The sequence below is a fragment of the Streptococcus infantis genome (assembly GCF_047465035.1).
Classification (GTDB): domain Bacteria; phylum Bacillota; class Bacilli; order Lactobacillales; family Streptococcaceae; genus Streptococcus; species Streptococcus infantis_T.
In genome coordinates this window covers 116,270-131,277 of the sequence record NZ_JASHAQ010000004.1, presented here as the reverse complement: position 1 = coordinate 131,277, position 15,008 = coordinate 116,270, and the positions used below count along the sequence as shown (strand labels likewise).

The window sequence follows — 15,008 nt, the reverse complement described above, 5'->3', positions numbered from 1 at the left end:
TTTAAGCCGTTTCTATCAAAATCTTACAGAAGACATTGTTAGAGCTAAAAACCGTCTACACAAGGTCTTACAAGTCACCTTTCCTGAATTGGAAAATCTCTTATCCACACCAACTGGAGAGCAATATTGGAATTTAGTGATGGCTTTTCCATGCAAAGAGTTTGTATTAAACCTATCTCAAAATGAATTGTGTAAGATTATCCGTCAATCTACCTCCAAACGAATCTCTGAAAAGCGTATTGCTTACCTGACTGATAAACTTATAAAACTAGCTAAACAATCTTTTTGTGCGGTCAAGAAAATCTCCCCAATGCTTGAAGAGGTTCGTTACTATGCTCAAGAATTGCTTCGTCTTTCTGAGCACAGACAGATTGTCTTAGACGACATGGTAGCTCTAGCTCAGCCTTTACCAGAGTATGACATCTTACGATCAATTCCTGGCATCGCAGAAACCACAGCGACATCTATCATTGGCGAATTGGGAGATATTCGTCGCTTTCAGTCTACCAATCAAATCAACGCTTTTATTGGCATTGACCTGAGACACTATGAATCTGGGAACTTTCTCGCCAAGGAACACATTACTAAGCGAGGTAATCCCTATGCCAGAAAAATCTTGTTCAAGTGCATTCATAACATCGCTTCAGCTAGTCATACCAATCCCTGCCATATCGCCGACTTTTATGAGAAACGAAAAAGACAATCGACAATAGCTTCAACCAAGCCACATGCGATTGCCTCTATACATCGTCTCATTCGAACAATGTATTACCTCATTACGCATAACAAACTTTACGATTACTCTTTGACCCAAAATCGATAAGGCTATCTATGCCGTATTATTATAACACCTTGTTTCAAAAAATACCAGATGAGGTGTTTTTTTAGCATGCCCTTTTATGGATCAATAAGTGGTAAAAATAAGACAGTAACCTCAGAATAGCTACTGTCTCATCTCTTTTTTTACTTAAGCCCCTTGATATACTTGACAAATGGTAGAAAAGAGCCCTCAAATCAAGTTCATTTTTTTATAATTTATTTCCGACATTGATTCGGTTAATAGCACGTTGTAATGCAATCTTAGCACGACGCTCTTGGTCAATCAAGTGTTTGTCTTGTGCTTCTTCGATTTCACGTTCTGCACGAAGTTTGGCACGTTCTGCACGGCTAATATCGATATCACGAGCACGCTCAGCTGAGTCTGCAATAATGGTAATGACATCATTAGCAATCTCAATGATTCCTCCGTTTACTGCTATCCAGTTGACATGAGAATCATCATCAATACGTTTGACTTTAACTTCATCAACTGCTAATACCGCAATCATATTTTGATGTCGTGGCAAGATCCCCATCTCACCATCCAGAGTTCGAACCGATACAAAGCTGGCATGGTGATCATAGACGAGGCCATCTGGTGTCACGATCTGGACAGTTAACTGAGCCATAGATCACCTCTTAAAATCCCATTTTTTCAGCCTTAGCAATGACATCTTCGATTGAACCTACTCCACGGAAGGCGTCTTCTGGGAGATGATCGTGTTTTCCGTCAAGAATTTCCTTAAATCCACGAACTGTTTCCGCTACTGGAACATAAGAACCTGGTTGACCAGTAAATTGTTCCGCAACGTTGAAGTTTTGTGAAAGGAAGAACTGAATACGACGGGCACGAGCAACCAAAGTCTTTTCTTCATCAGAAAGTTCATCCATACCAAGGATAGCGATGATATCTTGCAACTCATGGTAACGTTGAAGAACACGTTTAACCTCAGCCGCAACTGCGTAGTGCTCTTCTCCAACAATTTCAGGTGCCAAAGCACGAGAGCTTGAAGCAAGTGGATCAACGGCTGGGTAGATACCCAATTGAACCAATTTACGTTCCAAGTTGGTAGTTGAATCCAAGTGGGCGAAGGCTGTTGCTGGCGCTGGGTCAGTATAGTCATCCGCTGGCACGTAGATAGCCTGGATAGAGGTTACAGAACCTTTCTTAGTTGAAGTGATACGTTCTTGCAATTGACCCATTTCTGTTGCGAGGGTTGGTTGGTAACCAACGGCTGATGGCATACGACCCAAAAGGGCAGATACTTCTGAACCAGCTTGTGTGAAACGGAAGATGTTGTCAATGAAGAGAAGAACGTCTTGGCCTTCTACATCACGGAAGTATTCAGCGATTGTCAAACCAGTAAGGGCAACACGCATACGTGCTCCTGGTGGTTCATTCATCTGACCAAATACCATGGCTGTTTTCTCGATAACGCCTGATTCTTTCATTTCCCAGTAGAGGTCATTCCCTTCACGAGTACGTTCCCCAACACCTGTAAATACTGAGATACCACCGTGTTCTTGGGCAATGTTATGAATCAATTCTTGGATCAAGACAGTTTTACCGACTCCGGCACCACCGAAGAGTCCGACTTTACCACCTTTAAGATAAGGGGCAAGAAGGTCGATAACCTTAATCCCTGTTTCGAGGATTTCTGAAGAGGTAGACAACTCATCAAAAGTAGGGGCTTTTTTATGAATTGGCTGGCGTTCTGCGTCTTCTCCAAAAGGAGCTTCCAAGTCAATGGTATCTCCCAAAACGTTGAAGACACGTCCCAAGGTTTCTTTACCTACTGGTACAGAGATTGGACGACCTGTGTCCAACACTTCCATTCCACGAGTCAAACCATCTGTTGATTCCATGGCGATGGTACGAATCATACCATCTCCCAACTCTAAGGCTACTTCAAGGACGATTTTTGTTTTCTTTTCGTCATTTTTGTAGACGACAAGTGCATTGTTAATCTCAGGTAGTTTTTCACCTGCTGCAAACAAAACGTCTACAACGGGTCCGATAACCTGAGCAATTTTACCTGAACTCATCTCCTTCTCCTATTCTATATAAGATACTGTCGGTTCCTAGTTTTGCTAGGTCCTAAGTTCATTGATATGAGCAGGATGGCTTTATTCTAAAGCGCTAGCTCCTGCCACGATTTCTGTGATTTCTTGTGTAATCGCCGCCTGTCTGGCACGGTTATACTGGATTGTCAAATCATTAATCACTTTTTTTGCATTATCAGTCGCTGTTTGCATGGCTGTCATACCTGCAGCATTTTCAGCTGTCTTGGCATCAATAATAGCACCATAAATCATACTTTCTGCAAACTGTGGTAGCAATTGATCCAAGATTTCTTCACGACTTGTTTCAAGGTCAAAGGTCAAGCTATAGTTATCATCTGCTTCATTTGGATCCAAGTCCACGATTGGAAGCATCTGTTCTACACGCATTTGACTTGTCAATGTATTCACGTGGTGGTTGTAGCAAACGTAGAGCTCATCAAAAAGTTCATTTTGATACATTTCAATCGTTTTTGTGATAATCTTACGGACTTCATCAAAACTTGGTTGGCTTGCAAGTCCACGCAATTCATAGATAGGTTGAATACCACGTGATTTGAAGAAATCGGCTCCCATACCACCAATACAGATGACTTCAAAATCATCACCTGAAGGATGGTATTCTTGCTGAATTTCCATGACAGCTTTTAAGATTGAAGAATTATATCCTCCAACAAGACCACGGTCAGATGTAATGACAATATAGCCTGTTTTTTTGACGGGGCGACTGATCAACATAGGGTTAGTTGATCCGCCTGCACCATCTCCGTGGAGGATGTCTGTAACTAGTTTACGCACTTTTTGTGCATACACTTGGAAGTTACGAGCTGCTTCTTCAGAACGACCTAACTTAGCTGCAGAAACCATCTGCATAGCGTTAGTAATTTGACTAGTATTTTTTGTTGAGGCGATTTTTGTTTTAATATCATTTAGAGATACTGCCATCTGACACCTCTATTCTTATTGGAAGCTTGATTGATTGAGAAACTCAGTAATCGCAGCATCCAAGACTGCTTCATCTGGCAAGTCTTTTGTTTCACGAATGGTTTCCAAAATTTCAGGATGTTGAGCATCAAAGAACATATGGAACTCTTCTTCGAAATGAACGATATCGTCTACAGGAATTGTATCCAAGAAACCATGGGTCAAAGCATAGAGAATAGTAACTTGTTTCTCAACAGGTAATGGTTTGTGAACAGGTTGTTTCAATACTTCTACAGTACGACGACCACGGTTCAATTTAGCCTGAGTAGCCGCATCCAAGTCAGAACCAAATTTAGTGAAGGCTTCCAACTCACGGTATGAAGCAAGGTCGATACGGAGTGTACCAGCAACTTTCTTCATGGCCTTAATCTGTGCAGAACCACCAACACGAGATACGGAAGAACCTGCATCAATAGCCGGACGGATACCCGCGTTAAAGAGTCCATCGCCAAGGAAGATTTGTCCATCCGTAATAGAGATTACGTTTGTGGCGATGTAGGCTGAGATATCTCCTGCTTGTGTTTCGATAAATGGAAGAGCTGTAATAGAGCCACCACCAAGTTCGTCAGAAACTTTAGCAGAACGCTCAAGTAGACGACTGTGAAGATAGAAGACATCCCCTGGGAAGGCTTCACGACCTGGTGGACGACGGAGCAAGAGAGAAAGTTCACGATAAGCTACCGCTTGTTTAGATAAGTCATCATAAACGATCAAGACATGCTTACCTTGGTACATAAATTCTTCCGCCATAGCAACCCCTGCATAAGGTGCAAGGAAAAGCAATGGAGAAGGTTGTGAAGCTGACGCTGTCACGACGATTGTGTAATCCAAGGCTCCATACTGGCGAAGTGTTTCTACTTGTGTACGAACTGTTGATTCTTTTTGACCAATCGCTACATAGATACAGATCATATCTTGACCTTTTTGGTTCAAGATTGCATCGATAGCGATGGTAGTTTTCCCTGTTTGACGGTCACCGATAATCAACTCACGCTGACCACGACCGATTGGAACAAGGGCATCAATAGCTTTCAAACCAGTTTGCAATGGTTCTGATACTGATTTACGTTGCATTACCCCAGGTGCTGGCGCTTCAACTGGACGAGTTTTGTTTGTGTCGATTGGACCAAGCCCATCTACTGGACGACCAAGTGGATCCACGACACGTCCAATCAAGCTATCACCAACTGGAACTTCCATGATTTTTCCTGTACGACGAATGGTATCGCCTTCGCGGATATCTGTAAAGTCTCCAAGGATGATGATACCAACATCTGTTGATTCTAAGTTTTGCGCCATACCATAAGAGCCGTTTTCAAAAATCAACAACTCTCCACTCATGGCATTTTCAAGGCCATGAGCACGCGCAATTCCGTCACCGATGTAGGTTACAACACCAGTTTCAGTCACATCAAAATTGGGTTTGAAATTTTCAATTTGTTGCTTAATTAAAGCGCTGATTTCTTGTGCGTTAATTGCCAAAAGAACACCACTTTCTATTTCAAATTTTCCTTAACAACTTTAAGTTGTTGTTTAATACTAACATCAATTGTCTTGTGATTGGCGATAATAACAAAACCACCGATTAAACTATCGTCGATTTCTTCTTTAATGCTACGCACTTTTAAAGACATCTTTTTCTCTATAATTGGAAGCAAACGTTCTTTTTGTTCATCCGTTAGAGGATGAGCAGACACAATCGTTACTTCAAAACGATTCGTTTCTCTCTCAAGACGGTTTAAACAATCTACAATCACATCATAAAAAAGATTTGAACGATGATTGTACAACAGAACTTGAATGAAGTTTTGTAATAATGGCGATGCAGAATCTTGGAAATAACTGACTGTTTTTTCCTTGTCAGACTCATCAACATCTACCTGAGCCAAAAAAGAAGGCAAGTCTGTTTCTTCAGCGACTTGCTTAATCTGGGTCAAGTCTGAGAAGATAGAATCTTCTTCTCCTTTTTCAATCACCAATTGGACAAAAGGCATGCTGTATTTTTCAATTACCTTTACTGTCTTTTTGTCCATTAAGCTTCTCCTAGCTGATCAATATACTGATCAATGAGTTCTTTATGGGCATGACCGTCAAGGTTTTGTGAGATGATTTTTCCAGCTAGACTAACTGTCAAATCTGCTACCTCACCTTTAACGCTTTGTAAAGCCTCAGCTTTATTTTGCGCAATTTCTTGGTTAGCTTTTTCTTTCAAGCGACCAGCTTCTAGCTTAGCTTCAGCCAGAATATCTGATTTGCTCTTTTCAGCTGTTTCCTTTGCATTCTCGATAATCGTTTTAGCTTCGGTACGGCTACCTGCTAGCTCAGCCTCTCGCTTACTTGCTAGTTCCTCAGCCTTTTTACGAGCTTCCTCAGCACCATCAATATCTGAAGAAATCTTTTCAGCACGTTGATCCAAAATACTGGTAATATTTCCCCAAGCATATTTCTTAACTAAAAAAATTAATAAAAGGAAGGAACCAGCGATAAGAATAAAGTCACCGATAATGGTACTAATAGTTAAATCCATCTTCTAATCCTCCTCTGCTTACTCTTCCTCACCATTTACCTTTTTACCAATGTACATAGAAGACAACATGGTAAATACATACGCTTGAATACATGAAATGAAAATTGAAAAGGCTGTCCATAACATGTTTGCAATAAAGGCAAAAGGATACCAATAAAAGGCATATTGTGACAAGGCTAATAACAATCCTGCCAAGACCTCACCGGCGAAAATATTTCCGTAAATCCGAATCGCCAAGGAGGCAAAATTGGTGAACTCTTCTAAAACGTTCATCGGAGTCATAAAGCCAGGAGTAACAAATGCTCTCAAATATTCTTTAACGCCTCTACGACGAATTCCTTCTACATGGGCGATCAAAGTGATCAATAAGGAGAGGGATAAATCGTATCCAAGGTTGGCTGTTGGGGAAGTCCACAAGTTATAACCGTTTGTTGTTTGTACTTTTGCCATTAAGCCAATATTGTTGGCAACCAAGATAAACAGAAATAGAGAGAACAAGAACAAGGAATAATCCTTGATATATGAATCTCCAATGTTTGGTTTTGTAAAACCAATCACAAAGTCATAAATCATCTCAAGAGCATTCTGTTTGCCCTTTGGACGGATGGCCATTTTACGACTTGCCCAGTAGACAAAGGCAAAAACCATCAAAACAGTTACAAGAGACATGGCAAGCAGGGTCAAATCAAAGGATATTGGTCCAATATTAACGGTTGGATTCAAACTTTCTTCCATGGTTTGACACCTCCATTTCTAAATAGAGTTGTCTATTTGATAACGAATGACATCGCCAAGGTTACAAAGAAAGTTCCTTCGATAAAGGCAATCCCCATGATCATCAAACTACGCAATTGAGGGATGATATCTGGTTGGCGTGCTGCAGATTTGAACAAACCGTTCATCAAAAATCCTTCTGCAAGAGATACACCCATACAGGCAAGACATAGACCGAAAAATGTTAAATTCATGACGAATTCTCCTTTTTTAAATTAAATTTACTTCCCTAGTTTAGTCCTAAAATTTGCTTTTGTCAACTCTTTACTAGCATTGAAAGCGTTTCTAATCATTTATTTCTATTTTTATGATTTTCAAGACAATTATATAGAAAATTTTAATGTCTTTTCAGGTTATTTTTCTTATCTTTCCTATTTTTCTGAAAAGAAAAATCCAAGTTTCAAAACCTGGATTTATCGTTTCTTATTTAAAATAATAGGAATGGTGGCTCTGGCAAGCTAGATTAAAGAGTGCTGCACAATAAGGACAGCTCCCCTTTTCTCTATACTCCTCATAAGTTAGGTTCTTCTTACAGGAACCACATAAGATAGGTTTATCCTCTTTTAGATTTAAAGGATAAGGAGAAAATGTGTGCGACTCTAGTTCATTGTGACACTGATAACAGGCATAGTATTTCTGACACTCATAACACTGGAGCGCTACGATATCTTTATCACTATGGTAATGAACACATCTGCTTTCATTATCTACTAGTAATCCATGAGCTTGAACCATTGACTTTCCTTATCTATGCACGAACTGTGACGCTGGTTCCATCTTCTTTGTAAAGATTGATCAAGCCTTCTTTCAAAGCACGGACCATATCACCTGCTTGTACTGGTTGTGGAACCTTGATAGTTAAAAGTTCCATTGGATTTGGTGCACGGTCAATCTTGTTACCTTTGGCATCATGAAGGTCTTCGATATAAGTTTCAAAATGGCGGAAACCTGGGCCATAAAACTCAACTTGGTCTCCTTCGTTGATAACGTTACGTTGGCGAATAGTTGCTGTTTGCGTTGCATCATCATAAGCTACTACTTCAGCAACAAACTTGTATTCTGGAATCTTACGACGAGCACCGAATAGTTGTTCGTTTTCAGATGGTGTTCCGTAATAGAAACCTGTAGCCAATTCACGTTGGGCAACCTTCCACATTTCATCAATCAAGTCTTGCTTGATAGCTTCAAACTTTTCAGGACTTTCAAGGTAGGCATCAACGGCAGCTTTGTAGCAGTTTGTCACTGTTGAAACATAGTGGATAGACTTCATACGACCTTCAATTTTAAGACTGTCCACACCATTTTCAATCATATCTGGAATATGGTCAATCATAGACATATCAACCGCAGACATGGAGAACTCTTCAGGAATTTCTCCCTTGAGACTCTTACGCTCTTTACCAAATGGCATATCGTAAAGGTCATATTTCCAACGGCAAGATTGTGAACATCCACCACGGTTGGCATCACGCATACTCATGTGGTTAGAAAGGGTACAACGGCCAGAATATGAGATACACATAGCTCCATGTACAAAAGCTTCAATTTCTACATCTGTACGTTTGCGGATTTCTGCCAACTCTTCCATAGAAACCTCACGCGCCAAAACAACACGCGTCAATCCAAGTTCTTTCCAGAATTCAAGAGTTTCATAGTTGGTCGCACTAGCTTGTGTTGAAAGGTGGATTTCAAGTCCTGGTGCTTCTGTTGCTGCAATCATGATTAAGGCAGGGTCAGAAACGATAACCGCTGCAATACCGATATCACGCAACTTACGGAACCATTCTCCGGCACCTTCTTCATTTCCTTCGTGCATAACCATATTAGCAGCCACATAAACTTTAGCGCCATACTTAGCCGCAAACTGAACTCCTTCTTCCATTTGTTCGAAAGTGAAGTTACCCGCGCGACTACGAAGACCATAGGCCTGACCACCGATAAAGACAGCATCTGCTCCATATTGAACAGCTACTTTTAGTTTTTCTAGTGTTCCTGCAGGTGATAGAACCTCAGGACGTTTCAAAGTTTTTGTCATTTTTTCTCCTATTTGCAATATAAAAGTTTGACACCAATCTTAACTATTTTATAGTAAACAGGATTCAAAATCAAGCCTTGAATGATTGTTTAGACAATTTTAATGTTTAGTTTTCTCTGAAAACGTTATTGAACAGTTTCAACATTCCAAGTAGTCCAGCCTTTAAAACGTATAGCACCCTTTTTGTCAGTTTTTAATACCAAATTCTCAAGTTCTTTATCTTCTTGGTTATTCTCCCTATTTTTAACTTTAAATGATTTTTTCTTGTCTACCGAAATAACGGTGATTTTAGGGTGTACAGTTTTGAAGACCTCACCATCTGTCTTTTTCTTCGATGCTTGCTGATGAGTTATTACTACATCTGCTTGGTGTTTTGAGGAATGACTCGTCAAGAACTTTTCCTCTGTATTTCCAGTAACTAGAAAGGTTTGGTTTAGTAACTTTCCATACAAGACCATTGAGTCCTTTTCATCGCTATTTTGGCTAGTGATTACTTCCAAATTACTCCCAAAAATAGGTAACTGCTGTCCAGTTTTGATGGCAACTATCTTGACTTTGCTCTCCTTCAACTTATCCATGAATTCTCTCTGTGATAGAGTTTCTTCAGTTACTAGAATTTCTCTAAGCTGGAAGGCTTTACTGATCTCTAACACATGATCTAACTGCTTAGTATCACTAGTCGTCAGAACCAACTGATCAATCTTGGCCACTCCTCGACTTTTCAGATAAGGAATTAAACTACGTTTGGCATTGCTGGTAATAGCTTTCTCCTGCCAGACTTCTTTCTTTTCAACTGCTAGCTTTTCACCAACATCCAGTAGTATGGTCTTCCCTGACATGTCTCTTAGGAAAATGCTTCGCCCCTGTTCCATATCTAGGACTGTGATTTCATTTTCTAGTGGATGCTTGGTTACTAAAAAGAGTGAGCTGGCAACTATGACAAGCATAGATATTTTTTTCAAATTCTTTCGATAGTCGTAGATGAGAGCTAAAGAAATCAAAAGAAGGATTAAAATCCAAAGACTCGGCTGACCAAAAACAAGAGGCCTCGTAGATAGCTGAGAAATATAGCGTATGATGTTTTCTAGCCATTCAAATAGAAAGTTGAACTGGGTGATGGGATATATAAATGACAGACAGAAGAGAATCGATAAAAGTGGCAATAGGAACATGTCAAACAAGAATGAAAAGACAAATGTCAAGAGAATGGACCATGGTTGAAATTCTGAAAAATAAAAAGATAGAATTGGCAGAATTCCCAAGGAAATAATACAACTCTCTCTAATCAAACCTTTTATCCCTGCTACTTCCTCACCAGTCATTGTCAGGATAAAGGCATAAGCACAGGAAAGAACTCCCCCAGCAGTTAAGAAAAAGTTTGGCATGATAAGAAATAGAATAAGAATCGTTAAAGCAAAATTATCCAATGACTTGAAGCCATGCTGAGCCAATAGCTTTTGGAGGAGACTACGAATAACAGAGGCTGAAAATCCTGTCAAACCTGCATAGACTAAGGAGAAGGGATAGGCTAGCCATTTGAACTTTTCTTGCGTCAAACCCAAACGCAGAAGTAACTTCTTGAAAGCATCCATGAAAAATCCGACCTGCATTCCAGACAAAGCAAAAAGGTGAATAATCCCTAGGCTGGAATAAAGTTCATTCATTTCCTCAAAATCTGTATCTAAATGTCCCAATAAAAGACCTGTCATATAATTGCGCATGGGATCGGGAAAATTCCTTTTTATCCAGACAACTGCTTTTCTCCGCAAACTTGATAGATTTTCTCCAATATGCCAACTGGAAATTTGCTTTAATTCCACAATTTCGGATATGGTCATAGTCTGATAAATTCCTTGTGTTTTGAGATAGTTTCGATAATCAAAACCCGCAAAATTACTGGCTCCTTGAGGACTAGCTAGCTTGCCTTTCACAACCATTTCATGTAGTTCAGATAAATCTTGAAATTTTTCCTTTTCAACTTCTGACTGGAGTTTATAATAGACCTGAAAGAGTCTGCCCTCAGCCTTGCCACGAAAAGATAAGCTATCACCATTTACTTTGATGGTATCCGGTAATATTCTCACTGTATCAACCGTGTCTACAAGATTCCGACTGGCTTCTTCTTGCTGCCATTTTTGAAAAATAAACCAACTCCCAAATATGCTGCAAATCAAGAGGACCTTGGTCACAGTTTTCCATGGAAATTGGAAAAAGAGGCAGACTAGTAAAAAGGCAAAGCCCAAAAGTGCTAAGACACTTGCTGAAAAGATAGCATAGTAGAGCCATAGCAAGAGAAAACTGAGATAGATTTTTGGAATGGGAAAACGACTAATCCACTGTAACATACTCTTTTAACTTTTCTATCGTTTTTGCACCAATACCAGAAACCTTTTTGAGCTCATCTACTGACTTAAACTTACCATTCGACTCACGATGGTCAATAATGTCCTGAGCGCGTTTAGCACCTAATCCTTTGACTTGTTTTAACTCTTCAAGACTGGCTTTATTGAGATTAACCTTCTTGCTTTCCTTACTTCCAGTCGCATTTGAATAAGACTCTTGGTTAGCCGCTTCTTCCTTAGTAGGGACATAGACCAGCGCTTCATCACTAATCTTCTGGGCAAGGTTGATAGACTTACTATCAGCATTATCTATCAAGCCACCAGCTTTCTGGACAGCATCATTGATTCGACTTCCAACTGGCAAATCATAAATTCCTGGCGATTTAACAGCTCCTTTGACATCGACAGTAATCAAATCTTGCTCCACTACTTCTTCCTTCTGATTTCCATCTTCCTTTTCATCCGTCGAATCCTTTGGAATAGCTATAACTTCAGACTGCAAATTACTTTCCTTAGCAGGTGTTTGAGCGACTGGTTTTAGGAGGAAAAATCCACCTAAGACCAAACCCAAACCAGCACAGATGACAATGATTTTATATTCTTTGATTTTCTCAATAAGTTCTTCCATATTTTCTCCTCTCTTAGCTTATTCGTAAGAGAAAGAAAAAACAGCTGAAAAATCTTTTCAACTGCTTACTTATTTGCAAAATAATCTTCCTTGGTTAAAATGTAATGTACACGTGTTACAATTCGTCCTGGTTCTTTATAGTCCATTCTAGCATATGGTTCTTCGTGGGAGAAGTGCATACCTGATTTCTCCATGACTTTTCCTGACGCAGGATTATCCTTATCGTGAAGGGCCGTCAACTTATTCATCCCAATCTTTTCAAAAGCCAGTTCAATTACAGCTCTGTTGGCTTCTGTCGTCAAACCTTGATTCCAATATTTTTGATTGATAATGTAACCAATGGCTGCCTTCTTAAGAACAGTATCCATCTTGTGCAGATCAATGGTTCCGATAAATTCTCCAGTACTTTTTAGTTCAATTCCCCATCGTCCCAATGGATTGGCTAGATAAAATTGAGCAATATTGTTCTTAGTTTCCTCTAAACTTTGATTGGTTGGAAAAGTGTAGCGCGTATTTTCTTTATTTGAAGCATACTCAAACATGGCTTCTGCATCATCAAGTGTTACAGGTCTAAGTACTAAGCGTTCTGTTTCGATAATTTGATGCTTGGCTAGTTTGATAAATAGTGATTCCATGATTGCACCTCCCAAAATAGGTTGCTAAAAGAATAACATAAAAGAAATAGGTTTACAAGTTTTTCATGTGAATAATGAAAAAACACTTCTTTCAAAAATATTTTCTAATTATAAAAATGTTACTCTCATAGTTTCACTCATAAACTTCCAATTATTGTTACCTATTTTCCAAATAAATCTTTAGTAATTAAGGACAATCCCCCAAAACCTACAAAGCCTGTGTTCCTATCGTCAAAATAACCTTCATGAAATAAAACTATTCCACCACTACCAACCACATTCTCAATATACTCACTATTTTCAGCTATTATCTTTGAAAAACCTGACTGTAAAAAAGTTGTAACTTTAAGTCCCTCTGGCAACAATAATAAATGAGCCGTTTGTTTTGCTAGCAAGATTGAAACAATATCTGAAACAGACTCTCTACCTAATACTTGAATTCCACCAAAAAATTTCACTTTATCATTCTTCGTAATCATAATCTCTTGAGAATAAATTGCATTCCTAACTTCCAGGTGTTGCTTTTTTAGCAATTTCCAAAGTTTATAATATTGGGATATTCTAGTATTATCATTAAAGCAATCATCTCCTAATACTAAATATATATTGAATTTATTTTTAGTTGAATAATCATATAATTGCGAAATCAAATACTGTAAATACTCCTCCCTTCTTCTATAGTCACCAATAATCTCCCATCGTCCCGCATAGATATTAAATGCGGATGTAAAGTGAATAAGAGAAGAATCTATATTGGCATCTTCATAAATAATCACGCAGCTTGTCCCTCACTAAATTAAGTTTATTTTCTAAAAGCTTAACAAAAAATACAATACAAATCAATAATTTCCCTTGCCTTTTAAAACGGTTTCATATACAATAAAGTCATCACAAAAACTCTGACGAATGATGTGATACATAAATTGAAACAGCTTAATAGAAAGTGAGTTATCCTATGTTAATTGGAATTCCAAAGGAAATTAAAAATAATGAAAATCGTGTTGCTTTGACACCTGCTGGTGTACAGAGTCTTGTTGGTCGTGGTCACCGAGTCCTCATCGAAACAAATGCAGGTCTTGGATCTGGCTTTGCTGATACTGACTATGAAAAGCAAGGAGCAGAAATTGTCGCAACTGCTGCTGAAGCCTGGGCAGCAGAATTAGTGGTCAAAGTAAAAGAACCCCTTGCTAGTGAGTACCAGTTCTTGCGTGAGGATTTACTTCTTTTCACCTACTTACACATGGCTGCTGCTCCAGAATTGGCTGATGCTATGCTTGCAGCTAAAACAACTGGTGTTGCTTATGAGACAGTCCGTGATACTCAAGGACAACTCCCACTTCTTGTTCCAATGAGTGAGGTAGCTGGTCGTATGGCAGTCCAAATCGGAGCCCACTTCTTGACGAAACAAGCTGGCGGTTCAGGAGTTCTACTCGGTGGTGTCCCTGGTGTTCCTAAAGGAAAAGTAACCATTATCGGTGGTGGTGTCGTTGGTACACACGCAGCTCGCATTGCGCTAGGTTTGGGAGCTCAAGTAACCATTCTTGATATCAGCGCTAAACGCCTCTCAGTCCTTGAAGACGTCTTTGGTCACCAAATCCAAACTTTGATGTCTAACCCATTTAATATCGAAGCAAGTGTGCGTGAAGCAGACGTTGTGATCGGTGCTGTCTTGATTCCTGGTGCCAAAGCTCCGAAATTGGTGACAGATGAAATGGTACAACAAATGCGTCCTGGTTCTGTCATCGTTGACGTTGCTGTTGACCAAGGTGGTGTTATAGCGACAGCTGACCGAGTGACAACTCACGATGAACCAGTCTATGAAAAACACGGTGTTCTTCATTATGCGGTTGCTAATATTCCTGGAGCAGTTGCTCGCACATCTACGATTGCCCTTACAAATGTGACTCTTCCATATATCGAAGCCTTGGCAGGAAAAGGATTTAAGAAAGCTATTTCTGATGATGCTGGTTTACGTGAAGGAGTTACAACTTATCAAGGTATCCTCACTAGCCAACCAGTTGCAGAAGGCTTGGATCGTGACTTCACTTCAATCAGTGAACTTGTCTAAAATGATTTATAAATTTAAACTACAAAAATAGAATGCTACGTAAAAACTAGCTTCTAAATCTTAAAAACGAGCATTTCCGTTCTTGGAGATGCTCGTTTTCTCATGTCATGGTTTATAATTTAAATTTTGGTAGAC

At 39.5% G+C, this 15,008-nt stretch carries 16 protein-coding genes; 2 read left to right on the top strand and 14 right to left on the bottom strand.

Annotation, left to right across the window (positions count from 1 at the left end):
* On the top strand, window positions 1-823 hold an 823-nt coding region (locus QM406_RS03110), incomplete at its 5' end, for a transposase (protein ID WP_414273382.1).
* Window positions 824-1,028: 205 nt separating this feature from the next.
* Here the strand turns inward: QM406_RS03110 and QM406_RS03105 are convergent.
* The 14 genes from QM406_RS03105 to QM406_RS03040 form a co-directional block, all read right to left on the bottom strand.
* Window positions 1,029-1,448, bottom strand: a complete 420-nt coding sequence (locus tag QM406_RS03105) for a F0F1 ATP synthase subunit epsilon (RefSeq protein WP_049503620.1) — start codon at window positions 1,446-1,448, stop codon at window positions 1,029-1,031.
* 10 nt (window positions 1,449-1,458) lie between these two features.
* Window positions 1,459-2,865 (bottom strand): F0F1 ATP synthase subunit beta, encoded by a 1,407-nt coding sequence (gene atpD, locus QM406_RS03100; protein WP_000094353.1) that lies wholly within the window; start codon window positions 2,863-2,865, stop codon window positions 1,459-1,461.
* A gap of 81 nt (window positions 2,866-2,946) precedes the next feature.
* Window positions 2,947-3,825, bottom strand: a complete 879-nt coding sequence (locus QM406_RS03095; RefSeq protein WP_045763457.1) for a F0F1 ATP synthase subunit gamma — start codon at window positions 3,823-3,825, stop codon at window positions 2,947-2,949.
* A 15-nt stretch (window positions 3,826-3,840) separates the two neighbouring features.
* The gene (gene atpA / locus QM406_RS03090) at window positions 3,841-5,346 is read right to left on the bottom strand and encodes a F0F1 ATP synthase subunit alpha (RefSeq protein ID WP_414273381.1); all 1,506 of its coding nucleotides are present in this window, start codon (window positions 5,344-5,346) and stop codon (window positions 3,841-3,843) included.
* A gap of 14 nt (window positions 5,347-5,360) precedes the next feature.
* Window positions 5,361-5,897: a F0F1 ATP synthase subunit delta gene (locus tag QM406_RS03085; RefSeq protein WP_000359024.1), complete on the bottom strand. Its 537-nt coding sequence runs from the start codon at window positions 5,895-5,897 to the stop codon at window positions 5,361-5,363.
* Window positions 5,897-6,391: a F0F1 ATP synthase subunit B gene (gene atpF / locus QM406_RS03080; protein ID WP_000366310.1), complete on the bottom strand. Its 495-nt coding sequence runs from the start codon at window positions 6,389-6,391 to the stop codon at window positions 5,897-5,899. The genes QM406_RS03085 and atpF overlap by 1 nt, the downstream gene beginning before the upstream one ends.
* Window positions 6,392-6,409: 18 nt before the next feature.
* On the bottom strand, window positions 6,410-7,126 hold the full coding sequence (gene atpB, locus QM406_RS03075) for a F0F1 ATP synthase subunit A (protein ID WP_000392935.1): 717 nt from the start codon (window positions 7,124-7,126) through the stop codon (window positions 6,410-6,412).
* Window positions 7,127-7,158: 32 nt separating this feature from the next.
* Window positions 7,159-7,359: a F0F1 ATP synthase subunit C gene (locus tag QM406_RS03070; protein ID WP_001054551.1), complete on the bottom strand. Its 201-nt coding sequence runs from the start codon at window positions 7,357-7,359 to the stop codon at window positions 7,159-7,161.
* A gap of 229 nt (window positions 7,360-7,588) precedes the next feature.
* The gene (locus tag QM406_RS03065; RefSeq protein ID WP_000249454.1) at window positions 7,589-7,900 is read right to left on the bottom strand and encodes a CHY zinc finger protein; all 312 of its coding nucleotides are present in this window, start codon (window positions 7,898-7,900) and stop codon (window positions 7,589-7,591) included.
* 13 nt (window positions 7,901-7,913) lie between these two features.
* Window positions 7,914-9,200, bottom strand: coding sequence for a peptidase U32 family protein (locus QM406_RS03060; RefSeq protein WP_000169115.1), 1,287 nt, complete (start codon window positions 9,198-9,200; stop codon window positions 7,914-7,916).
* A gap of 125 nt (window positions 9,201-9,325) precedes the next feature.
* Entirely contained in the window at window positions 9,326-11,545 is a 2,220-nt protein-coding gene (locus tag QM406_RS03055) for a ComEC/Rec2 family competence protein (RefSeq protein ID WP_414273380.1), read from the bottom strand.
* Complete coding sequence (locus QM406_RS03050; RefSeq protein ID WP_414273379.1) at window positions 11,529-12,170, bottom strand: helix-hairpin-helix domain-containing protein; 642 nt, start codon at window positions 12,168-12,170, stop codon at window positions 11,529-11,531. The genes QM406_RS03055 and QM406_RS03050 overlap by 17 nt, the downstream gene beginning before the upstream one ends.
* A 65-nt stretch (window positions 12,171-12,235) precedes the next feature.
* Entirely contained in the window at window positions 12,236-12,805 is a 570-nt protein-coding gene (locus tag QM406_RS03045; RefSeq protein ID WP_414273378.1) for a GNAT family N-acetyltransferase, read from the bottom strand.
* Window positions 12,806-12,966: 161 nt separating this feature from the next.
* Entirely contained in the window at window positions 12,967-13,581 is a 615-nt protein-coding gene (locus tag QM406_RS03040) for a hypothetical protein (RefSeq protein WP_414273377.1), read from the bottom strand.
* Window positions 13,582-13,760: 179 nt separating this feature from the next.
* Between QM406_RS03040 and ald the strand changes: the two genes are divergently transcribed.
* Entirely contained in the window at window positions 13,761-14,873 is a 1,113-nt protein-coding gene (gene ald / locus QM406_RS03035; RefSeq protein WP_414273376.1) for an alanine dehydrogenase, read from the top strand.
* Window positions 14,874-15,008: the final 135 nt, after the last annotated feature.